This window comes from Bradyrhizobium sp. RP6, from assembly GCF_003837805.1.
GTDB lineage: Bacteria > Pseudomonadota > Alphaproteobacteria > Rhizobiales > Xanthobacteraceae > Bradyrhizobium.
Genome location: NZ_RQIT01000019.1, coordinates 108238 through 130224 on the forward strand (window position 1 = coordinate 108238; position 21987 = coordinate 130224).

The following is a 21987-nucleotide window of genomic DNA, read 5'->3' on the forward strand; positions in this document are numbered from 1 at the left end:
CCGCTGGATCGCCTGAGATGGCCCGATACGTCGTCAACCGCCTGGCGCAGGCGATCATGCTGCTGGTGATCGTCTCGGCGATCGGCTTCGCCATCCTGCATCTGGCGCCCGGCGGTCCGCTGTCGCAGTTCGCCGTCTCCGGACAGATGACGCAGGAGGATCTCGACCGCGTCACCAGGCAGCTCGGGCTCGATCGCCCGCTGCCGATCCAGTATCTCGACTGGTTCGGCCGCACGGTACGAGGCGACTGGGGACACTCCTATCGCGACGGCGAGGCGGTGCTGTCGGTGATTTCCTCGCATCTCGGCGCCACGCTGGAGCTGATGGCGACGGCGACGGTCATCGCGGTGCTGCTCGGCTGCTGGATCGGCGTGATGGGCGCGCTGCGCCGCTATTCGCTGTTCGACACGCTGGCCACCGCCGGCGCCATGGTCGCGCTGTCGATTCCGACGTTCTGGTTCGGTCTCGTCACCATCTACATCTTCTCGGTGAAGCTCGGCTGGCTGCCGGCCGGCAACAGGCAGACCATCGGCGACGGCTCCTTCCTCGATCTGCTGCATCATCTGATCGCGCCGGCAATGGTACTGGCGCTGGTCGAAACCGCGATGTGGGGCCGCTTCATGCGCTCCTCCATGCTCGAAGTCATCAACCAGGACTACATCCGCACCGCGCGCGCCAAGGGCATGCCCGAATGGCGCATCCTCACTGTCCATGCGCTACGCAACGCGCTGCTGCCGATGATCACGGTGGCCGGCCTGCAGTTTCCGACGCTGCTCGGCGGCGCACTGGTCGCCGAGACCGTGTTCACCTGGCCCGGCATGGGCCGGCTGTTCCTCGATTCCATCGGCTATCGCGACTATCCCGTGGTGATGGGCATCCTGATGTTCTCGGCGACGATGGTGCTGATCGGCTCGCTGCTCGCCGACATCCTCTATGCCGTCGTCGATCCGCGCATTCGGGTGGGCTAGCGATGACGGCTGCGACCATCTCCACCGTTCACCTCGCGCCCGGCCAGGCCGCGTGGCGTCGTTTTCGTCGCCACCGGCTCGCGCTCGCGGGCGCCGTGATCATCCTCGTTCTCGTCCTCGGGTCGGCGTTCGGTCCTTATCTGCTGCCGTTCGACGACACCTATATCGACATTATGAAGCGGTTTGCGCCGCCGCTGTCCGGCGCGCATATCCTCGGCACCGACGAGCTCGGCCGCGACGTGCTGGCGCGGCTGATGATGGGCGGCCGCGTCTCGCTCTCGATCGGCATCGTCGCGATGGTGATCGCAATGGCGGTCGGAATTGCCGTCGGCGCCTTCGCCGGCTTCTATGGTGGCCTGGTCGGTGCGGTCCTGATGCGGCTTGTCGATGCCGTCTTGTGCTTCCCGACGATCTTTCTCCTGCTTGCGCTGGCCGCGCTCACCGAGCCCGGCCTCGTCACCACAACCGTGCTGATCGCGGCGACGGCCTGGATGGCTGTCGCTCGCGTCGTCGAGGCCCAGGTGCGGTCGTTGCGGGAGCGTGAGTTTGCGGTCGCCGCGCTCGCCTTCGGCTCGTCGAACCTGCGGATCATGTTCCGCGAGCTCGTGCCCAATGCGATCGCGCCGATCGTCGTGGCGGCGACGCTGAACGTGGCGAAAGCGATCCTGCTCGAATCCTATGTCAGCTATCTCGGCTACGGCATCCAGCCGCCGGCGGCGAGCTGGGGCAACATGCTCAATAACGCGCAGATCTATCTCACGAGCGCGCCGTGGCTTGCGATCGCGCCGGGCCTCGCCATCACGCTGGCTGTCACCAGCTTCAACTTCCTCGGCGACGGCCTGCGCGATGCGCTCGATCCGCGAATGAATATCCCATGACGAGCCAGGTCTCGTCCGAACTGAAGTCCAGGAGTGTCCCATGTCCCCGCCGCTCAACCGTATCAACAGCGATGAACGCCTGCCGGCGCAGGTGGACGTCGTCGTCATCGGCGGCGGCGTCATCGGCGTCTCCTCGGCCTATCATCTGGCGAGGAAGGGCCTTTCGGTCGCCCTGGTCGAGAAGGGGCATGTCGGCGGCGAGCAGTCGAGCCGCAATTGGGGCTGGTGCCGGCAGCAGGGCCGCGCGCGCGAGGAGATCCCGCTCGCCCGCGAAGCGCTGCGGCTGTGGGAAGACATGCAGAACGACGCCGGCGTCGATGCCGGCTTCCGCCGCACCGGCGTTCTGTTCCTGACCAAGAGCAAGGACGAGCTCGCGAGCTGGGAGCGCTGGGCCGCGGTCGCACGCGAGATGCAGGTCCACTCGACCGTGCTGACGCCGGCCGAGGTCGCCGAGCGCATGCCAGGAAATACCGACAAATGGGTCGGCGGCTTGCACACGCCGAGCGACGGCCGTGCGGAGCCGTCGATGGCCGTGCCCGCGCTCGCCGCCGCGGCACGCAAGCACGGTGTCACCATCCATCAGGGCTGCGCGGCGCGCGGGCTGGAGACGACTGGCGGCCGCGTCAGCGCCGTCGTCACCGAGAAGGGCACCATCCGCACGCAAGCCGTGTTGCTGTCGGGCGGCGCGTGGTCGTCGCTGTTCTGCCGCCGCCATGGCATCGAGCTTCCGATCGGTCTCGTCAACGCCACCGCCTGCCGGACCACGCCAGGGCCGGAGATCACGTCGGGCGCGCTCGGCACCGATTTCTACTGCATCCGTCGCCGCCTCGACGGCGGCTTCACGCTGGCGCTGCGCAACCGCGGCACGGTCGAGCTGTCGCCGGACCTGTTGCGTTACGCCTGGACCTTCTGGCCGACTTATCAGCATCGCAAGAACGGCCTGAAGCTGTCGTTTGGCAAGTCGTTCTTCGACCAGATCGTGCGCGGCACGAATTGGAGCTTCGACAAGCCGTCGCCGTTCGAGGCCGAGCGCGTGCGCGACCCCGCACCCGACATGTCGCTGGTCAATGCCGCGCTGGCCTCCTTGATCAAGGCGAATCCCGAGTTGGAGGACATCGAGATCGCGGAAGCCTGGGGCGGCACGATCGACTGCACGCCGGATACGATACCCGTCATTTCGGCGATCGATGCGCTGCCGGGCTTCTTCCTCGCCACCGGATTTTCCGGCCACGGTTTTGGCATCGGCCCCGCGGCCGGCAAGCTCGCCGCCGACATCGTGACCGGCGCGACTCCGCTGGTCGATCCCGCCGCCTACAGCCACAAGCGCATGATCGACGGCCGCCGGCTCGCACCGGTCAGCCCGTTCTGAGGACGGCATGACGGTTCTCTACAAGGCCAACATGGTTCGCGGTGCCGAGTGGGCGCGCTTCTTCGCGGAGCGCGCGCCGGATGTGCCGTTCCGGCTCTGGCCCGACATCGGCGATCCCGCCGAAATCCGCCATCTGGTGGCGTGGGTGCCGCCGGACGACATCGCGACGACCTTTCCCAATCTTGAACTGGTCTTCTCCGTCGGCGCGGGCGTCGATCAGTTCGATACCACGAAAGTTCCACCGCACATTCCGCTGGTCCGCATGCTGGAGCCCGGCATCGCCGAGACCATGGTCGAATATGTCACCATGGCCGTGCTCGGCCTGCATCGCGATCTCCTTCACTTCATCAGCCAGCAGAAGCAGCAGGTCTGGCGTGAGATCCGGATCACGCCGGCGAAGCGGCGGCGTGTCGGCGTGATGGGCCTCGGCCAGCTCGGCCAGGCCGTGCTCGAGCGGCTGAAGGTGTTCAGCTTTCCGCTATCGGGCTGGAATCGTTCGCCGCGCGAGATCGAAGGCGTCACCTGTTACGCGGGCGGGGATACTTTGCCGGAGTTTCTGGCGCAGACCGACATTCTCGTCTGCCTGCTGCCGCTGACGGACCAGACGCGCGGGATTCTCGATGCCGACCTTTTCGCGCGGTTGCCGCACGGGGCAGGGCTCGTCAATGTCGGTCGTGGCCCGCATCTCGTCGAGGCCGACTTCCTTGCTGCCCTCGACAGCGGCGCGCTATCAGGCGCGGTGCTCGACGTCGCCGATCCCGAGCCGCTGCCTGCAGGACATCCGTTCTGGAGCCATCCGCGCATCCTGCTGACGCCGCACAATGCCAGCATGACGACGCCCGACACCGCCGTCGATTTCGTGCTCGACGTCATCGCCCGTCACCGCCGCGGCGAGGAGCTGCCGGGGCTCGTCGATCGTAAGCGGGGGTACTGAGGGCGGAATGGTGATGGTGACATCAGTGCTGCCACGAACTGCTCTTACCTCTCCCGCTTGCGGGAGGGGTCGGCGCGTAGCGCCGGGTGAGGGCTCTCTCCTCTGGGGGAGCCTTCGTTGTCGAGACACCCTCTCCCCAACCCTCCCCGGCAAGCGGGGGAGGAAGCGCACCTTGTTCGCGGCAGGTGGCGGGGGCCTCGCATGAGCATCGTGGCAAACACGTCGAACCAAGCCACCGCCAGCGCACAATCTCCCGTGCTGTCCGTCGCCGGCCTCACCACCTCCTTCATGCTCGAGCGGCGATGGATTCCCGTCGTCCGCAACGTCTCGTTCGATATCGCGCCGCGCGAGACCGTGGCGATCGTCGGCGAGTCCGGCTCGGGCAAGAGCGTCTCCGCGCTCTCGATCATGCGGCTGATTCCGCAGGAGATCGGTCGCGTCGAGGGCCGCGTCATGTTGGCCGGCCGCGACCTGCTCGCGCTGCCCGAGGCGAGCATGACCAACATTCGCGGCAATGACATTGCCATGATCTTCCAGGAGCCGATGACGAGCCTCAACCCGGTGCTCACGGTCGGCTTCCAGATTGCGGAAGCGCTGATTCAGCATCGCGGCCTGTCGCGTGCAGCCGCCGAGGCGGAGACCATCCGCCTGCTCGATCGCGTCCGCATCCCCGCAGCGAAATCCCGCTTCCACGAGCATCCGCATCGTTTCTCCGGCGGCATGCGCCAGCGCGTGATGATCGCGATGGCACTGGCCTGCAAGCCGAAGCTGTTGATCGCCGACGAGCCGACCACGGCGCTCGACGTCACCATCCAGGCCCAGATCCTCGAGCTGTTGAAGGAGCTTCAGCAGGAGGAGGGGATGTCGATCCTCTTCATCACACACGACATGGGTGTGGTCGCCGAGATCGCTGATAGGACCGTGGTGATGTATGGTGGGCAGGCGGTGGAGACGGACGCGACCACGCGCGTTTTCGCCGCACCGTCGCATCCCTATACCCGCGCGCTGCTCGCCGCCGTGCCGCGCCTCGGCTCGATGGACGGACGCGCGCGGCCGATGCGCTTTCCGATCGTCGACAAGGTGACGGGCACCTCGGACGAGCCGGTGGAAACGCCCGACACCGTTTCGACGGCCGAGCGGCCGCTGCTCGAAGTCGCGGGCCTCACCACGCGCTTTCCGATCCGCTCCGGATTGTTCGGCAAGGTCTCGGGCCGCGTCCACGCGGTCGAGAACATCTCCTTCACCTTGCGCGCCGGCGAGACGCTGGCGCTGGTCGGCGAATCCGGCTGCGGCAAGTCGACGACGGGCCGTTCCATCCTGAGGCTGCTCAAGCCGGACAGCGGCACGGTCCTGGTCGACGGCCAGGACGTGCTGGCCATGAACGGCCGAGCTTTACGCGATTTTCGCAAGCAGATGCAGATCGTGTTCCAGGACCCGTTCGCGAGCCTCAATCCGCGCATGTCGGTGGGAACGGCGATCGCGGCCCCGCTGCTCGCCAACGGCGTTGCCACGGCAGCGCAGGCCCGCGACAAGGTCGCCGACCTGCTCGTCCGCGTCGGCCTGCCCGCCGACACGGCGGCGCGCTTTCCGCATGAGTTCTCCGGCGGACAGCGCCAGCGCATCTGCATCGCGCGCGCGCTCGCGCTCGGGCCGAAGCTGATCGTCGCCGACGAAGCGGTCTCAGCGCTCGACGTCTCGGTGAAGGCGCAGGTCGTCAACCTGATGCTCGACCTCCAGGCCAGCATGGGCCTCGCCTATCTCTTTATTTCGCACGATATCGCGGTGGTCGAGCGCATGAGCCACCGCGTCGCGGTGATGTATCTCGGCGAGATCGTCGAGATCGGCCCGCGCGCCGCATTGTTTGGCAATCCGCAGCATCCTTATACCAAGAAGCTGATGGCCGCCGTGCCGGTGCCCGATCCGTCACTTCGCGCCGTCCGGCGCGAGGCCTCGAACGACGAGATCAGAAGCCCGGTTCGCGCAGCGGATTACCAGCCGCCTCGCCGGCACTATCGCGAAGTGTCGCCCGGCCACGTCGTCCAGGTCTGTGGCGAGGAATGGTCGGCCTGAGGCGGGAAGGCACGGTGCGTTTCGATTGATGCGGCCGAGCTTCATAAGTTGACGCACACGAGATACGGCGAACGCATAAGCCTGATGTCGGCGAACGCTGGACGGCTTGGCTGACTGAGCGCCGTTGCCCGCTGCCGCGCTCACAGGTGCGCGACGTTGCAATACTTGTCGCCTTGAAGTTGTTACTGGATTGGAGCTCCGAGAACTGCGGCATGTGAACCGTCTCATATTCGATTACTTTATTCCGAGCTATCACTCCCGCAAGAAATTGCCACGCCCGACGCCAACTGAGGATACGAGTGAAATGCAAGGATTGCGAAGCCGCGTGCTCGCAGCTTTGGATTGGCTCTCGTCTTGCTGACGAGCAAGCCAGCCGATCACTTGGCACAGATCTCTTTAGAAATTGGAATCTAGGGCATCGCGAAACGCGCCAGCGCAGCTTCTATTCGGGATCGGCCGGGAGGCTGCTAATTTTCAAGGAGCCCGCCATGAAGATAAGCAGTGCAGTTTCCAGCGCAATTTCCCGAACAAGATACGCGGGCAATCTCGGAATTGCCCGTTCCAGCCTCATCAGGTCGGCCCATCTTCTTGAGAGGATTGGGCTCGCAGCTGTTGGAGGCTCTTGCGGGCTCTATGTCGGTGCGACCTTGCTGCGTCAGAAAGGTGGACTTTTTGAGAGCGGTTGGATCGTGCTGCTAACGATGCTCTATGGGGGTCTCAGCTACTATGTCGGGATTGATTTGTCTCGTACTGTGACGCGCAAGCCGATTTCAAGCATCTCGGAAGAATACAACGTGTCTGATGTGGCGGAGATCATGAGTGCGGCCGGAACGTTCGTCGCGGCAATCGCCGCAACTCTGTCCGTCAGCATCATTGTCCTTGATCAGAACCTCCCCAATGGCCTGATAGGGTTTGTCGTCGGCTGTTGGGTGGTTGGTTCTTCGCTTCAAGTTGCGGCGGGCACCATGGCTCGCAGCTATGAAGCGCCGAGCGAGCAATGAAAGAACTGCGGTCGCGGAAAACATCCGCTTGGCACCATACGTGAGCACAAGCCGCAGTGTTGGTTCGGCTCTGGTTTGGAACGACGACTCATTGCAACCCTGCCGTCCAACGCTGCGTGCCAACGATGTTTAGTAGCAAATCCGTTCGCATCGAGCAGCGTCACTGCTTGAAAGCGGTATCGGTATTGAGAAACCTAAGCCATCGCGCAACAAACAAGACGTGCCATCATGGTGACGTTGGTATATTGTCCCGCGTGCCGTGGTCCAAAATTCTGCTAACCGCCAACCACGCGATCGGTGGAGTCAATGCAGATTGCGGAGTGGCTCGAGAAGCTGGGGCTTGAGCAATACGCAGAGCGTTTTGCCCAAAATGGGATCGACATAGGGGTCCTTCCCGAACTGATGGACGAGGACTTCAGTCAGCTCGGAGTCCTGCTCGGCCATCGCCGCAAAATGTTGCGTGCTATTGCGGACCTCGATCCAGCCGCGTTGATCGCATCGCCCGTTCCTCCTCAGGACGCCGAACGGCGTCACCTCACCGTCATGTTCTGCGATCTGGTCGGCTCGACTGCGCTCTCGGCGCGTCTCGATCCCGAGGACATGTGGGAGGTGATCCGCGCCTACCGCGCCGCCTGTGCGAGCGTTGTTGCTGCTTATGATGGCAGGATAGCCCGGTTCGTCGGTGACGGAATACTGGTCTATTTCGGCTATCCCCGCGCCCACGAGGATGATGCGGAACGGGCGGTGCGAGCGGGCCTCGACACGATCTCTGCGGTTGGGCAACTCAACACAGGTGATGGCGAACGGGTTGAACTGCGAATCGCAATCGCAACCGGGCTTGTGGTGGTTGGCGACCTCATCAGCGGAGACGCGTCAGAGGAGCACGGAACGATCGGCGATACACCAAACCTCGCCGCCCGGCTCCAGAGCCTGGCGGAGCCTGGGGTGGTCGTCGTTGCCTCGTCCACGCGCCGGCTGCTGGGAGATCTCTTCACTTTTCGCAATCTCGGCCGCCGCGAGGTCAAGGGAATAGCCGAACCCATCGCGGTCTGGGCGGTCGAGGGGGCGATCGCATCGGAGAGCCGCTTCGAAGCGGTCCGCGCGGCGCGCTCGATCGGTTTTGTCGGTCGCAGGGAAGAGATCGAGTTCACGCTCTCGCGCCAGCGGCTGGCATGGCAGGGACATGGCCAGATGGTGTTGATTTCTGGCGAAGCGGGCATTGGCAAGTCACGCATGGTCGCAACGCTGTCTGAGAGCCCCGCGTTGGAGGCGCACAGGCGGGTGCGATATCAGTGTTCGCCCTACCACACCAACAGCGCGCTCCATCCCTTTGTTGCGCAACTCGAGCGCGCAGCCGGCATCCGCTCTCACGACACGTCAGAGCAAAAGCTCGAAAAGCTCGAGGCAATGCTGGCGCTTGGAACACAGCAAGTCGCCCGAGCGACGCCGCTCATTGCGGCTCTCCTTTCCATTCCAACCGGCGACCGTTATCCGTCGCTCGGTTTGAGCCCGGCGCAACAACGGCGACAGACATTTGCTGCGCTTCTCGATCAGCTCGAGGGGTTGGCGCGAGAGCAGCCCCTGCTGATTATCTGCGAGGATATGCATTGGGCCGATGCCACGACACTGGAACTGTTCGATCTCGGGGTCGACCGGATCAGGGGGCTGCCGATACTCGTGCTGATGACAGCTCGGCCGGAGTTCGAGCCCTCCTGGTCGGGCCTTGCCAACGTCAGTCTGTTGCGGCTGGACCGGCTGGACCGGCAGGACACGCGCGCGCTGGTCGAGCAGGTGGCGGTTGGGCGCCAGCTCCCACGCGAGATGATGAAGCAGATCATCGACAAGACGGATGGCGTCCCGCTATTCGTCGAAGAACTGACCAAGATGGTGCTGGAGTCCGGAATGCTCGTGGAGGAATCCGGGCGCTATCGCCTCGATAGTCCGCTCCCGCCGCTCGCCATTCCCGCAACGCTGCAGGATTCGCTGATGGCGCGGCTCGACCGGCTGGCTCCGGTCAAAGAGGTGGCGCAAATAGGCGCCGCCATCGGCCGCGAATTTTCGTACGCGCTGCTGAGATATGTGGCGGGACGTGACGATCTGACGCTGGGCGCCGCGCTGGTGCAGCTCGAAGACGCCGAACTGCTGGTGCGTCGCGGAACTCCGCCTGAAGCAAATTATAGCTTCAGGCACGCTCTCGTTCAGGAGGCAGCCTACGAGGGCCTGCTCAAGAGCAAACGGCAGGTACTTCACAAGCGCATCGGTGATGTCCTGCGTGAGAAGTTTCCAGCCGTGGCCGAGACCGAGCCGGAAGTGCTGGCGCACCACTTCACTGAGGCGGGACTGAGCGAGATCGCCCTCGAATGGTGGCGCAAGGCAGGCCAGCAGGCGCTCAAGCGCTCGGCCTATTACGAGGCGATCGCGCATCTCGGCAAGGCGATTGCGGCCGCCGATGAGCTGTCTGATGATCCCGGCCGGATGATGAGCAGGCTGCATCTTCAAATCGATTATGGCCGTGCATTGCGGGGAGGCCTTGGCCATAACGCTCCCGAAACGGTAGCGGCATGGACGCGCGCGCGACGTTTCGCAGCCGGTATCGATGATCCCATTGAACTTGCGCCGGTCCATTCGGGCCTCTTCAATGCCTGCCTGACCCACGGCGAACTCGCTCCGATGCGGGAGCTTGCGGATGCCATCAGGATCGCCGCCGATCGACGGCCAGATTCGCCGGTGGCCGCCGTCGTTGCTCATTGGACTGGCGGCGTTACCTGCTGGTTCGGAGGCGACTACTTGAACGCGCGAACGCATCTCGAGCGGGCGCTGGCGATCTATTGGGCCGAACCGGATCCCTCGACCTTCAGGGCTTCGGCGCTGGATCTCCCGTTCGTGATCATGCGATTTCTCGCCCTGGTGCTCTGGCCGCTCGGCACCATCGCTCGCGCGCGCAGGCTCGCCGCGGAAGCGGTGAGTGCTTCAGGAGAAAAGCGGGCGCTTTCCCAGGCCAATGCGCTTGTTCATCGCGCCGTGTTCGACGGACTGTGCGGGGGCATGTTGCAACAGACAGAGACGATCCTGGCGCTCGGTCTCGCGCGCGACCATACGATGCCCCTGTACGTTGCCGCCGGCACCTACCTGAATGGCCTCGCCAAGTGGCGTGCCGGCGACCGAATGGCCGGGCTGGCGGATATGCGTCACGGCTGGACCTTGCTGCACGAGAACGATTGCTACCTCTGCGAACCGTTTTGGGGAATGCATGTCGCCATGGCGGACGCAGAGGTCGGCCATGTCGAAACCGGGCTGGAAATCTTGAGCGAATTGATCGCCTGGACGGGACAGTCCGGTCAGCGTTGGCTTGATGCCGAGCTGCACCGCGTCCATGGCGAGCTTTTGTTGCGCCGCAACGCTCCCGACGATGCCGGTGCCGAGAATGCTCTCACGCGAGCGCTGGAAATCGCACGAGGCCAGCATACGAAGACTTTCGAGCTGCGCAGCGCCGTTGGACTTGCGCGCCTGCACAAGAGGCGTGGTCGAATGGGCGCGACATCCGAAGTGCTCGCTCCCGTGCTCGCCGAATTCGATGCGGAGCGAAGTCTTCCCGAAGTCGAGGAGGCGAAAGAGCTGCTCAGGCAGGAGCATTGACGATGTGCCGGAACGCCTGCGCGTCAGGGGATGTCGGTCACGAATTCACGTGCACGAAATCCCGCAGCAGCGGATAGATCTCGTTGTTCCAGCGCTTGCCGGAGAACACGCCGTAATGGCCGACGCCGGCCTGCATGTGGTGGACGCGGCGATAGGCGCGGACGCCGGTGCAGAGGTCCTGGGCGGCGAGGGTCTGGCCGATCGAGCAGATGTCGTCCTTCTCGCCCTCGACCGTCATCAGGCCCATGCGGCTGATGGCTTTGGCGTTCACGGGACGGCCGCGATGCATCAGCTTGCCCTGCGGCAAGAGATGCTCCTGGAACACGTCGCGCACCGTCTCGATGTAGAACTCGGCCGGCAGGTCCATCACGGCAAAATATTCGTCGTAGAACGTCTTGATCGTCGCGGCCTTCTCCTTCTCGCCCTTGGCGATGTGGCTGGCGAGGTCGAGATGCTGCTTGATGTGACGCTCGAGATTCATCGAGACGAAGGCGGTGAGCTGCACGAAGCCGGGATAGACTTTCCGCATCGCGCCGCGGCACTGCATCGGCACGTAATTGATCAAATTGCGCTCGAACCATTCAATCGGCTTGCTCTTGGCAAAGTCGTTGACCCTGGTCGGCTGGATCCGCGTGTCGATCGGGCCCGCCATCAGCGTCAGCGTCGCCGGGCGCGAGGGATGGTTGTCCTCGCACATGATCGCCGCGGCCGCGAGCGCCGACACCGAAGGCTGGCAGATCGCGACCATGTGCGGACGCGGACCGAGCTGTCCGAGGAAATCGATCAGGTGCTCAGTGTAGTCGTCGAGCCCGAAGCGGCCCTCGCTGCGCGGAATGTCGCGCGGGTTGTGCCAGTCGGTGATGTAGACGTCGTGGTCCTGGAGCAGTGTCTTCACAGTGCCGCGCAGCAGCGTGGCGAAATGGCCGGACATCGGCGCCACCAGCAGCATGCGCGGCTGCTCGCCGACGCCGTCCTTGCGAAAACGCAGCAGCGAGCCGAACGGCGTCGCGTAGGCGATCTCCTCGGTAACGGCGATCTCGCGGTTGCCGACCATGACACTGTCGATGCCGTAGGCCGGCCGGTCATAGGTCAGAGTGGAGCGCGAGATCAGCTCCAGCGCGGCCGACAGCCGGCCGACCACCTGATCCGACCTGCCCTGCGGCACCAGATTGAGGAATTTGAGTGCCGACGAGGCCCCTGCGCGCCATGGCGCCGTCAGGTCCATGTGGTTTTGAAAGGCCTGATAAAACATCGACATCATGCTGAAACGCCCATCCCGTCCCGTGCTGCCATGCAATAAGGACGCCAGACGGCAGTCTGGGTCGCCGCAGAATTGGCACGTCGCTTGCTGCTCATGACACGGAAAGCACAGAGCGGGCCGGGCTGAAGTCGGGACCAAGGAAGAGGCCACATGGCGAAGGCGACACTGACCATCAGCAGCAAGAACTACTCGTCCTGGTCGCTGCGTGGCTGGCTGCTGACGAAATTCTCAGGGCTCGATTTCGAGGAGATCGTCACCGCGCCGGACGATCCGTCGGCACGCGCCGAGATTTTGCTGCTGTCGTCCTCGATCCTGGTACCGTGCCTGCGGCACGAGGGTGCCGTTGTCTGGGACACGCTGGCGATCGCCGAATATCTCAACGAGGTGATGCCGGCCGCCGGCCTGCTGCCGGCCGACCGTATCCAGCGCGCCCATTGCCGCTCGATCTCAGGCGAAATTCATTCCGGTTTCACCACGTTGCGCGCCTCGCTGCCGGTCAACCTGAAAGGACACTTTCCCGGCTTCAAGATCTGGTCGCGCGCGCAGGCCGACATCGACCGCGTCTGGTCCATCTGGCGCGACTGTCTGGAGACATCGGGCGGCCCCTTCCTGTTCGGCGCGCAGCGCACCATGGCGGATGCCATGTACGCCCCGGTGGTGACGCGCTTTGTGACCTATGACGTCAGGCTCGAGCCGCGCCTGAAGGCCTATGCCGATACCATCATGGCCATGCCAGAGATGCAGGAATGGATCGCGGCGGCGAAGGAGGAGCCAGCCGAGATCGAGGAGCTCGAGGTCGAATATTAGGCAGGTGTTGCGCGGCCCTGCCTGTTTAGGGGGCGGGGGTCCTCTCGCGGCGGCCTCACCGCGATACCCTTGCCGCGATTAACCTTTCGCGCCGGTGACAGGCCCGGGCTTTCCCGCATGGTGCGCAGATATTGTACGCGCCTGCAGAGCCGCGTCGATATCTAGCCGTGAACAGGTGCGTACACGGCCTCTCGGCTGATTCGGACGCGATTCGTTCGGGCCGCGTTCCGAAGGTTAAGGTGGAGCGCGGCGCCGTCGCATTTTGAAACAGAGACCGCTCTCAGGCGGCCCCGCGCTGCTTCACGCGCGGCAGGCGCCAGCCGATGACAGTTGCTTCGACAGCAATGCCGGCCTCGTGGTTCTGCCAGCGTCCCTCGACGTAGCGGCAGGCGAACGGAAGCTGATATGTTCCGCTGTGATCCTCGCAGAGCACTTCGAGTGGCAGGCCCGGCGGTGGTTCTCCGGCTCCGTCGAATTCCGCCAAACGTCTGTCGCGCGTTGCCATTCCAAAAATCTCCCCTAAACAAAGCCGCGGAAAGAGCGCCCACTTCCTCCGCGTGCGGATCATCGTTCCCCGTCCAAGGGAACGGACGCAAGCTCAACGCGAGAATGCGGTACGAGTGTGGTAGCGTCGCGCTGCGCCGCGCAAACAGCGCACATTGCCGTGATCGATTGGACGAGGAACTTTCATGCTGCTTCGAAACGCTGGCATTTGTTTCGCGATATTGCTGCTCGCAGCGCTGGCGCCGTTGCCGCTTCGCGCGCAGGACGTGCCCGGCATCGAGATCTGCACGGTCGAGAAGACCATGGAGCGTCGCACCAGCTGTCTCCAGAGCAACGTCGATTTCCTGCAGAAGACGATCAACAAGCTCACCCTCGATCATCAGCAGAGGCTGGACGCCGCCAATCGCCAGATCGATGCGCTGAAGACGAGCCTTGCCGGCCTGCAGAAGACGCTCGCCGACCTCCAGGCCGCGCAGGTGAAGACGGCCGAGGACCTGAAGAAGAAGCAGGACGCGCCGCCACCCAAGGACGCGGCGAAATAAGCGCGCCGATCACGCGACGCGATAGCGCTCCATCACGGCACGATCAGGCTCGTAGCCGAGCCCGGGTCCCGCCGGCACCGCGACATGGCCGGTAGCATCGACATCGGCGCGGCCGCCCCAGAGGCAGGCTTCGCGCTTGAGATAGAACATCTCGACCAGCCCGTCGTCGCGCGTCGCGAGCAGATGAAGCGTCGCCAGCAGGCCGGGGCCAAAGTAGGGGGAGTGCGGGACGATCTTGACGCCGAGGCGATCGGCAAGGCCTGCGACCTTCTGGAATTCCGTGATGCCTCCGACCTTGATGACCGAGGGCTGGGCGTGGCTGACCGCGCCCGCATCCATCATCTGGCGGAATTGATATTCCGTGCAGGCATTCTCGCCGGCGGCGATGCCGAGCCCGCCCTTGCTGCGCACCTCGGCAAGCATGGCAAAGTCTTCCGGTGGCCAGACCGGCTCCTCCAGAAACATCGGCTGTGCCTCCCGGCATGTTTTCGCGAACGCGATCGCCTGCTCGCCCGTCAGGGGACAGTTCATGTCGACCATCAGCGGAATGGCTGGCCCGATTGCCTCGCGCGCGGCGAATACTGCCGGCGCCGTGGTCTCGTGCAGCTTGATCGCGCCATAGCCGAGCGCCAGCGCCTTCCGGCATTCGTCGGCGATGTTGCCGGGCGAGCCGATCCGCAAGAGGCTCGCGTAAGCCGGAATCGCCGTGCGCCTGATCTCGCCAAGCAAACGATGCAGCGGCACGCCTTCGGCCTTCGCGGCCAGGTCCCACAATGCGATATCGAGCCCGGAGATCGCGAACATGGTGATGCCGTAGCGGCCGAACAGATGCAGATTGCGCTGGATCTGTTCCATCATCGCGGGAATGCCGGCAGCATCCGGCACCTTCAGCCCGCGGGCCTGCGGCGCGATCATCTCCTCGACGGCGCTGCGCGTGGTGCGGGGGCAGACATAGGCGAAGGCATCGCCCCAGCCGGTCAGCCCGGAATCGGTCGTGACCTCGACGAGCACCATGTCGAGCGCGGAAATCGCGGAAGCACCCTGGCGGAAGCTTGCGACACCGGCGTCATAGGGGATGCGGATATGGTGCGCCCGCACATCGGTGATCTCCATGACCCGATTCCTCTTTCTCGTGAGCGGTTTCAACAAGTGTAGCCACGAACGCCGGGGCGTTGCCAGTGGCGATTGCCGGACTATCCTCATGCGAAGGACAGCAATGCCGGTCAAGCAGAGCGCTGCTGAGCGGCGCATCATCGCAGCGCTTCGAACGAGAGCCTGAACCGCCATGAATCCAGCCCAGCGCGCGCTCTGGTATATCGAGAGCCATCTGGCCGAGCCGATGACGCTCGACGAGATCGCGGCGATCTCCGGCGTGTCGCGGTTCCACATCGTGCGTGCGTTTGCCGCAGCCACCGGTCTGCCGGTGATGCGTTACGTGCGCGCGCGCCGGCTGACGGAGGCCGCGCGCAGTCTTGCAAAGGGCGCCCCCGACATCCTGTCACTGGCCCTGGAGGCCGACTACGGCTCGCACGAAGCCTTCACCCGCGCGTTCCGCGACCATTTCGGCACCACGCCCGAAGCGGTGAGAGCGGCAACGTGCGTGAGCCAGCTCAAGCTTCGGGAGCCGATCCCCATGAATTCCACCATGCTCGACCATCTTGCCCCACCGCGTTTCGAGACGGCAAAGGCCTTCCTGGTCGCTGGCCCCGCCGAGCGCATCTCCTGCGACAACGGCGCCGTGATTCCCGGCTTGTGGCACCGCTTCAATCAGGAGGTCGCCGACATCCCCGCGCGGGTCGGCCAAGGAAAAATTCAAGTCGCCTACGGCGTCTGCTGCAACGGCGATGATGCCGGCAATTTCGACTACATAGCTGGGGTCGAGGTCGCCGATTTCTCCGACCTGCCGCGCCGCTTCGGCCGCATCCGTATTCCCGAGCAGCGCTATGCTGTGTTCACGCATGCCGAGCACGTCGCTTCGATCCGACGCACCGTGAACACGATCTGGAATCAGTGGCTGCCGGCATCCGGGCTCAGAGCCGCGGACGCACCGAATTTCGAACGCTACGATGAGGCGTTCGATCCTGCAACCGGCAATGGCGGTTTCGAGATCTGGCTGCCGGTGAGGGAATAGCACGATCCGGACCCGAAGGGCCGCGTCAGCGCGAAGTGTGCGGCGGTTTCCCGAAGGGATCATGCTCGAGCGATAAGGCAAAGCGCGATGACTCTCATCGCGCTTTGCAGCGCAACGCTGGCATACCATCCCGCTTGCTTGGCAAGCCGAGGCGACTTTGTCATAACCGCGGCCAAATCTTGCGTATGGGGCCCGTGCCGGACATCCCGTGCAAGCCATAACAAGCAGCCGGGAGGGTCCCAATGTCGAATGCCACGGCCAACATCCGCGTTCTCGCCACCGACCTCGAGTTTCCTGAAGGCCCCGTCGTGATGCCGGACGGCTCGGTGGTGCTGGTGGAGATCCGCGGCCAGCGCCTGACCCGCGTCTATCCCGACGGACGCAAGGAGATCGTCGCCAAGGTGCCGGGTGGCCCCAACGGCGCCGCGCTCGGCCCCGACGGCAAGATGTACATCTGCAACAATGGCGGCTTCTCCTGGATCCCGACCCGCAACATGATCATGCCGGGCCCGCAGCCCGACGATTATCTCGGCGGCTCGATCCAGCGCGTCGATTTGCAGACGGGCAAGGTCGAAACCGTCGTAACCAAATGCGGCGCGCATGATCTGCGCGGGCCGAACGACCTCGTCTTCGACAGGCAGGGCGGCCTCTGGTTCTCCGATCTCGGCAAGCGCCGTGCGCGCGAGATGGACGTCGGCGGCATGTATTACCTCAAGCCCGGCATGAGCGAGATCGTGGAGGTCGTGCACGGGATCCTGCCGGCCAACGGTATCGGTCTCTCGCCGGACGAGAACACCGTCTACATCGCGGAGACGCCGACGGGGCGGCTTTGGGCCTATGAACTCTCCGCGCCGGGCACGCTCAAGCCGCGCGACGTAATCTACCGCGGCGAGCGGGGGAAGCCGATCTGCGGCCTCGGCGGCTACCAGATGTTCGATTCGCTCGCGGTGGAGGGAGGCGGCAATGTCTGCGTCGCCACCCTCGTCTCCGGCTGCATCTCGGTGATCGCGCCTGACGGCACCCTGGTCGAGCAGGTTCCGACCGGCGACCGCGTCACCACCAACATCGCCTTCGGCGGTCCCGAGTTGAAGACCGCCTACATCACGCTGTCGGGCAAGGGCGAGCTCGTCGCCATGGACTGGCCGCGCGGTGGTTTGCCGTTGAATTTTTTGAACAAGTGAGCCAAGCCGTCATTGCGAGGAGCGAAGCGACGAAGCAATCCAGACTGCCTCCGAGGTAAGATTCTGGATTGCTTCGCTTCGCTCGCAATGACAACGGAAAGAGACCTCGATGCCCTGGCCCGACCCCATCACCCTGCGCGGACAGCACGCCCGTCTGGAGCCGCTGTCGCATGATCATCGCGAGGGGCTGGTCGCGGCCGTCAAGGACGGGGAGCTGTCGAAGCTCTGGTACACCGCGATCCCGCTGCCGGAGAACATGGGCAAGGAGATCGACCGCCGCTTAGGCCTGCAGGCCGCGGGCTCGATGCTGCCCTTCACCGTATTCGATGTCGGCGGCCGGATCGTCGGCATGACCACCTACATGAACATCGATGCCGCCAACCGCCGCGTCGAGATCGGCTCGACCTGGTACGCAATGAGCGCGCAGCGCGGCCCACTCAACACGCAGTGCAAGCTGCTGCTGCTGCGCCATGCCTTCGAGACGCTGAACTGCATCGCGGTCGAGTTCCGCACGCACTTCTTCAACCACCAGAGCCGCCGCGCCATCGAGCGCCTGGGCGCCAAGCAGGACGGCATTCTGCGCAGCCATCAGATCGCGCCGAACGGCACGCTGCGCGACACCGTGGTCTACAGCATCACCGCCGCCGAATGGCCGACGGTGCAGGCGCATCTGGAATTCCAACTCAACGACAAGCCGCGCTAGGAGCGGCCGAGGCACCATGGATAGATTTGATTATGTGATCGTCGGCGCCGGCTCGGCCGGTTGCGTGCTCACCAGCCGCCTCAGCGAGGACCCGAACACCAGCGTCTGCGTGCTTGAGGCGGGCCCGAGGGATTGGCACCCCTACATCCATTTGCCGGCAGGCTTCATCAAGACCTTCCACATGAAGAGCATCAACTGGGCCTACCAGCAGGAGCCGGGGCCCTGGACCGGCGGGCGCAGCATCTACGCGCCGCGCGGCAAGACGCTCGGCGGCTCGTCCTCGATCAACGGCCATATCTACAATCGCGGCCAGCGCATGGATTTCGACACCTGGGCGCAGATGGGCAATCGCGGCTGGGGCTATGCCGATGTGCTGCCGTACTTCCGGCGGCTGGAGAAGCGCGTCGGCGAGGGCGAGGACACTTATCGCGGCCGCGAGGGCGGCCTCACGGTCACCACCATGGACTGGCGCGATCCGCTCTGCGAGGCCTTCATGGAGGGCGCGGTCTCGCTCGGCATTCCCCGCAACCCCGATTACAACGGCAAGACCCAGGAAGGCGTCTCCTACTGCCAGCGCACCATCAACAACGGCCTGCGCGTCTCCGCGGCCACGGCGTTCCTCAAGCCGGCGATGAAGCGGCCGAACGTGCATGTGCACACCCATGCGCACGCGACCGAGATCATCTTCGAGGGCAAGCGCGCCGTCGGCGTGCGCTACATGAAGGGAGGCCGTGGCGGTCATCCTGTCGAGGTGCGCGCCAACAAGGAGGTGATCCTCTCCGGCGGCAGCTATAATTCGCCGCAGCTCTTGCAGCTCTCCGGCATCGGCTCGCCGGATCTGCTGCAGCAGCACGGCATCGCGGTACGTCACGCGCTCCCCGTCGGCGAAGGCCTGCAGGACCATTACGCCCCGCGCACGGTGGCGCGGGTGAAGGACATCAAGACCATCAACGAGCTCCGCCGCGGCCTCTCGCTCTGGGTCGAGGCACTGAAATGGGCGACCGCGCGCCGCGGCCTGCTGTCGCTGTCGCCGACCATGGTCTATTGCTTCTGGCATTCCGGCGAGAGCGCCGAGAGCTCCGACCTCCAGCTCACCTTCACGCCCGCAAGCTACAAGGAGGGCGTGCAGGGCCAGCTCGAGGACGAGCCCGGCATGACGGTGGCCTCCTGGCAGCAGCGTCCCGAGAGCCGCGGTTACGTCCGCATCCGCTCAAGCGATCCGTTCGCGCCGCCGATCATCCAGACCAACTATCTCGATGCCGAGCTCGACCGCCGCGTCATCGTCGGTGGCATGAAGCTCGCGCGGAGGCTTTTGAAGTCCGCTCCGCTCTCGCCCTATTACGCCTACGAGGATTTCCCCGGCCCCAACGTCAACACCGACGACGAATTCCTGGCAGCCGCCACCCAGCGCGGCACCACCACCTTCCACCCCGGCTGCACCTGCCGCATGGGCCCGGCGGATTCGACCTGGGCGGTGGTCGACGACCAGCTCCGCGTCCACGGTCTCGAAGGCCTCCGCGTCATCGATGCCTCCGTCATGCCGCGCATGATTTCGGCCAACCTCAACGCCTCGACGATGATGATCGCCGACCGTGCCTCCGACCTGATCCGCGGCAAGGCGCCGATGGAAGCCGCGCGGATCCCGGAGGCCGCGGTGGCGTGAAGAGCCCACTGCGTAGGGTGGGTTAGCGAGCGGGCTGCGCGAAGCGCAGTCGCGCGGCGTAACCCACCACTTCTGTCGATGCGGAGACAAAAGAGGTGGGTTACGCTGACGCTAGCCACCCTACGGTGCCGCTGCGAGGCCTCGGTAGCCCATCTTGCTTATGGCTCAGCGACGAGCGAGTGCACCTCGCCCGACCGCACCAGCTCCTCCGCAGCCGCTTCCATATGGGCGCGTGTCACAGAGGGCACGATGACCAAGTTGGGCTCACACAAGGCGCGGCCGCGCGCCAACTCGTCTTGTATCTCTTGGCCGAGGCGCGCCTGATCATAGAAGTTGATCTGGTAGCGTACCCCTGACGCAATGATCCGGGCCTGGGAAAACCATCCCTTCGCTTCGACTTCCCAACCGTATTCGTCAAAGTCCGCGGGTAGTTCGAGAGATGAGCCTCGCATTTCGATCTTTCCTTCCGGATACTTCCTGGAGATTATGAGGCGCGCGTCTCGGTTAGCCAAGCACGTGCGAAGTGTCGCAGGGGGATTGCATTGGACAACTCATACGTCGAGCCTTGGCGTCAGGTCGTAGACGAGCACGAGCGACTCCTCATCGAAGAGGAGTTGAGGAAAGAAGCTGGAGATGGCCACCCGATTGTCGGTTGGGATATCGCGGTGCTCGCTAGGCGCGATGACTGCGACGACATTCTGATCTCGTCGAGAGATGGAAGAGTAGCCGAAGTTCATCTGACGTAGTCCGGCAAGAAGGAGCCTCATCCAAGCTGGCCCAGAACTGTCATTTTCGAGTCGATGGACAAGTGGCGGGCAGAAGCTGATTTGACGTAGCCCGGAATTGGGCGACAGCTAGATCCACCCTGATTGAGCAGAACGATGAGCTTTGACCATGTTGCTTCAGCGATTGTGAATACGGGCGTGCAAGCCGCCGGGCTGAATGAAGCGGAGAGACGGAGCATCGTGATCAGGGTGCTGGAGCGGCTTGGTATCGACGTGACGAGCCACGCGCCATGGGATCGAGCCCCATCCGCCCAAAGCGAAGGAAGGCAGAGGCCCGATGGGTGGGAGCTGATCCCGAAATATGTAGGGGCGACCCAGTGTTTGATGTTTCTGGAAGGCGCCCGATCGATCTGGAAGTTTTCGTGCGGTGCGGACCTGCTTCGCGTTTTAGAGGATTGCCCGCCGCTCGAATTCTATGTCTGTGACGAGGAGGCGAGCTATCTTCTTTGCTGCAATCATCATGACTTCATCGTGGGCTGGGGGGCAGCGCTGCCATGGGTGGCACGATGCTGAATGTCGACGAAGAAATCCTGTTGAACCAATTGGCGCAGGGGATCGCAAACGATGCAGAAGGGGAAGCTTGGTTCAGCGCGCAGAGCGAGGACAACAAGCGCAGGCTGCTTCGTGGCTTGAATAGCTTCATATTGCAGGCGAAGCCTAAGCCTGAAGATGTGGCAGTTGCAATTGCGGAGTCGCAGCTGAAGCCGACGCTTACGCCGTGCGTCCTGATCGCAATGCCCAACCTTCGGGTTCAATTGGCGAAGGTCGCGACGCTTCCGGAGTTTGAGCTGCCTCGCGTGTTTCGGCTCCTCATCAAGTTGCTCGCCGCTGCAGACGGCAGGCGACGAAAGGAGCAGCCGCTGGATCACATAAACCATTGGTGGCACAGGGACTTGAGCGACTCGGACGTCGTGAATGACATCAAGCGAACACGGGAAGCATGGCTTTTGGAAAGCCTGATTTCTTTTGTCCGGACAGAGACGTTGACGCGCAAGCAGATCGCGCTTGGCACCGACGTCGCTTGGGATTTGAGCGTCGACGGAGATGACGCGCGAGAGTTCGTGCGTCGATTTGCTGATCAGTTCAACGTCGACATGTCGGAATTCGATTTTGACATGTATTTCGGCGGGGAAGGGTTTGAGCTGAACGGCCTGGTGAAGACGCTCGTTGGACGGAGAACCAAGGTGCCGATGACGGTGAAGCTTCTTTTCGGTGCGGCAAAAGGGCGCTGGCCTCGCAATTCTCGGGCTTGAGGCCTTGATCGTTCATCCCGCTTTGCCCGTCGAGTCTGAGCAAGAACTCGGCATTTTGGGGAGTTGATGTACGATTCTGTTCATGACGAATCGCACATTCAAGACGGGCGAGAGCCGAGAACAACTCAGTCTGCTTCCTGCGCGGGTTGAGGACTATGTCGGGGCGGACAACCCGGTCCGGGCGATCGAGAGCTTCGTTGGCGTCCTCGACCTTGCCAAGCTCGGCTTTCGCCACGCTGATCGCAAGGCGGCCAGCCGCCGTACGATCCGGCCGATCTGCTGAAGCTGTACCTTTACGGCT

21 protein-coding genes are annotated in these 21987 nt (G+C 64.0%); 16 read left to right on the forward strand and 5 right to left on the reverse strand.

Going from position 1 to position 21987, the window contains the following annotated elements; all coding sequences use genetic code 11:
• Window positions 1–17: 17 nt before the first annotated feature.
• From EHH60_RS27755 to EHH60_RS27785, 7 genes are all read left to right on the forward strand, one after another.
• Window positions 18–968: an ABC transporter permease gene (locus tag EHH60_RS27755; protein WP_124162565.1), complete on the forward strand. Its 951-nt coding sequence runs from the start codon at window positions 18–20 to the stop codon at window positions 966–968.
• Between the two features lie 2 nt (window positions 969–970).
• The gene (locus EHH60_RS27760) at window positions 971–1846 is read left to right on the forward strand and encodes an ABC transporter permease (RefSeq protein WP_124162566.1); all 876 of its coding nucleotides are present in this window, start codon (window positions 971–973) and stop codon (window positions 1844–1846) included.
• Between the two features lie 40 nt (window positions 1847–1886).
• Window positions 1887–3215: an NAD(P)/FAD-dependent oxidoreductase gene (locus tag EHH60_RS27765; RefSeq protein WP_124162567.1), complete on the forward strand. Its 1329-nt coding sequence runs from the start codon at window positions 1887–1889 to the stop codon at window positions 3213–3215.
• Window positions 3216–3222: 7 nt separating this feature from the next.
• On the forward strand, window positions 3223–4149 hold the full coding sequence (locus EHH60_RS27770) for a 2-hydroxyacid dehydrogenase (protein ID WP_124162568.1): 927 nt from the start codon (window positions 3223–3225) through the stop codon (window positions 4147–4149).
• 201 nt (window positions 4150–4350) lie between these two features.
• On the forward strand, window positions 4351–6219 hold the full coding sequence (locus tag EHH60_RS27775; protein ID WP_124162569.1) for an ABC transporter ATP-binding protein: 1869 nt from the start codon (window positions 4351–4353) through the stop codon (window positions 6217–6219).
• 488 nt (window positions 6220–6707) lie between these two features.
• Window positions 6708–7220, forward strand: coding sequence for a hypothetical protein (locus EHH60_RS27780; protein ID WP_124162570.1), 513 nt, complete (start codon window positions 6708–6710; stop codon window positions 7218–7220).
• Window positions 7221–7526: 306 nt separating this feature from the next.
• On the forward strand, window positions 7527–10856 hold the full coding sequence (locus tag EHH60_RS27785) for an adenylate/guanylate cyclase domain-containing protein (RefSeq protein ID WP_199752084.1): 3330 nt from the start codon (window positions 7527–7529) through the stop codon (window positions 10854–10856).
• 37 nt (window positions 10857–10893) lie between these two features.
• On the opposite strand, the gene EHH60_RS27790 is transcribed toward EHH60_RS27785, so the two are convergent.
• Complete coding sequence (locus EHH60_RS27790; RefSeq protein ID WP_124162572.1) at window positions 10894–12117, reverse strand: polyhydroxyalkanoate depolymerase; 1224 nt, start codon at window positions 12115–12117, stop codon at window positions 10894–10896.
• Window positions 12118–12267: 150 nt separating this feature from the next.
• On the opposite strand from EHH60_RS27790, the gene EHH60_RS27795 reads away from it, so the two are divergent.
• On the forward strand, window positions 12268–12924 hold the full coding sequence (locus tag EHH60_RS27795) for a glutathione S-transferase family protein (protein ID WP_124162573.1): 657 nt from the start codon (window positions 12268–12270) through the stop codon (window positions 12922–12924).
• 280 nt (window positions 12925–13204) lie between these two features.
• Here the strand turns inward: EHH60_RS27795 and EHH60_RS27800 are convergent, their stop codons facing one another.
• Complete coding sequence (locus EHH60_RS27800) at window positions 13205–13429, reverse strand: hypothetical protein (RefSeq protein ID WP_024339451.1); 225 nt, start codon at window positions 13427–13429, stop codon at window positions 13205–13207.
• Window positions 13430–13613: 184 nt separating this feature from the next.
• Here EHH60_RS27800 and EHH60_RS27805 point away from each other — a divergent pair, with 184 nt between their 5' ends.
• Window positions 13614–13970 carry a hypothetical protein gene (locus tag EHH60_RS27805; RefSeq protein ID WP_124162574.1) on the forward strand — a complete coding sequence of 119 codons (357 nt, stop codon included), beginning with the start codon at window positions 13614–13616 and terminating at the stop codon, window positions 13968–13970.
• 9 nt (window positions 13971–13979) lie between these two features.
• Here EHH60_RS27805 and EHH60_RS27810 read toward each other — a convergent pair whose 3' ends face one another.
• Window positions 13980–15083 carry a mandelate racemase/muconate lactonizing enzyme family protein gene (locus EHH60_RS27810; protein ID WP_124162575.1) on the reverse strand — a complete coding sequence of 368 codons (1104 nt, stop codon included), beginning with the start codon at window positions 15081–15083 and terminating at the stop codon, window positions 13980–13982.
• Between the two features lie 172 nt (window positions 15084–15255).
• Here EHH60_RS27810 and EHH60_RS27815 point away from each other — a divergent pair, with 172 nt between their 5' ends.
• The 4 genes from EHH60_RS27815 (at window position 15256) to EHH60_RS27830 (ending at window position 19648) form a co-directional block, all read left to right on the forward strand.
• On the forward strand, window positions 15256–16101 hold the full coding sequence (locus tag EHH60_RS27815) for an AraC family transcriptional regulator (RefSeq protein WP_124162576.1): 846 nt from the start codon (window positions 15256–15258) through the stop codon (window positions 16099–16101).
• A gap of 242 nt (window positions 16102–16343) precedes the next feature.
• Entirely contained in the window at window positions 16344–17282 is a 939-nt protein-coding gene (locus EHH60_RS27820) for an SMP-30/gluconolactonase/LRE family protein (protein ID WP_124162577.1), read from the forward strand.
• A gap of 109 nt (window positions 17283–17391) precedes the next feature.
• Window positions 17392–17985: a GNAT family N-acetyltransferase gene (locus tag EHH60_RS27825; protein ID WP_124162578.1), complete on the forward strand. Its 594-nt coding sequence runs from the start codon at window positions 17392–17394 to the stop codon at window positions 17983–17985.
• Between the two features lie 16 nt (window positions 17986–18001).
• Window positions 18002–19648: a GMC family oxidoreductase gene (locus tag EHH60_RS27830; protein ID WP_124162579.1), complete on the forward strand. Its 1647-nt coding sequence runs from the start codon at window positions 18002–18004 to the stop codon at window positions 19646–19648.
• Between the two features lie 158 nt (window positions 19649–19806).
• On the opposite strand, the gene EHH60_RS27835 is transcribed toward EHH60_RS27830, so the two are convergent.
• Together EHH60_RS27835 and EHH60_RS27840 are read right to left on the reverse strand one after the other, a co-directional pair.
• Window positions 19807–20100 carry a hypothetical protein gene (locus EHH60_RS27835; protein ID WP_124162580.1) on the reverse strand — a complete coding sequence of 98 codons (294 nt, stop codon included), beginning with the start codon at window positions 20098–20100 and terminating at the stop codon, window positions 19807–19809.
• Between the two features lie 99 nt (window positions 20101–20199).
• Window positions 20200–20385 carry a hypothetical protein gene (locus EHH60_RS27840; RefSeq protein WP_124162581.1) on the reverse strand — a complete coding sequence of 62 codons (186 nt, stop codon included), beginning with the start codon at window positions 20383–20385 and terminating at the stop codon, window positions 20200–20202.
• A 144-nt stretch (window positions 20386–20529) separates the two neighbouring features.
• Here EHH60_RS27840 and EHH60_RS27845 point away from each other — a divergent pair, with 144 nt between their 5' ends.
• The 3 genes from EHH60_RS27845 (at window position 20530) to EHH60_RS27855 (ending at window position 21969) form a co-directional block, all read left to right on the forward strand.
• On the forward strand, window positions 20530–20946 hold the full coding sequence (locus tag EHH60_RS27845; protein ID WP_124162582.1) for a hypothetical protein: 417 nt from the start codon (window positions 20530–20532) through the stop codon (window positions 20944–20946).
• The gene (locus tag EHH60_RS27850) at window positions 20940–21686 is read left to right on the forward strand and encodes a DUF5958 family protein (protein ID WP_158626781.1); all 747 of its coding nucleotides are present in this window, start codon (window positions 20940–20942) and stop codon (window positions 21684–21686) included. Before EHH60_RS27845 ends, EHH60_RS27850 begins: the two co-directional genes overlap by 7 nt.
• A gap of 82 nt (window positions 21687–21768) precedes the next feature.
• Entirely contained in the window at window positions 21769–21969 is a 201-nt protein-coding gene (locus EHH60_RS27855; protein WP_124162584.1) for a hypothetical protein, read from the forward strand.
• Window positions 21970–21987 lie beyond the last annotated feature (18 nt).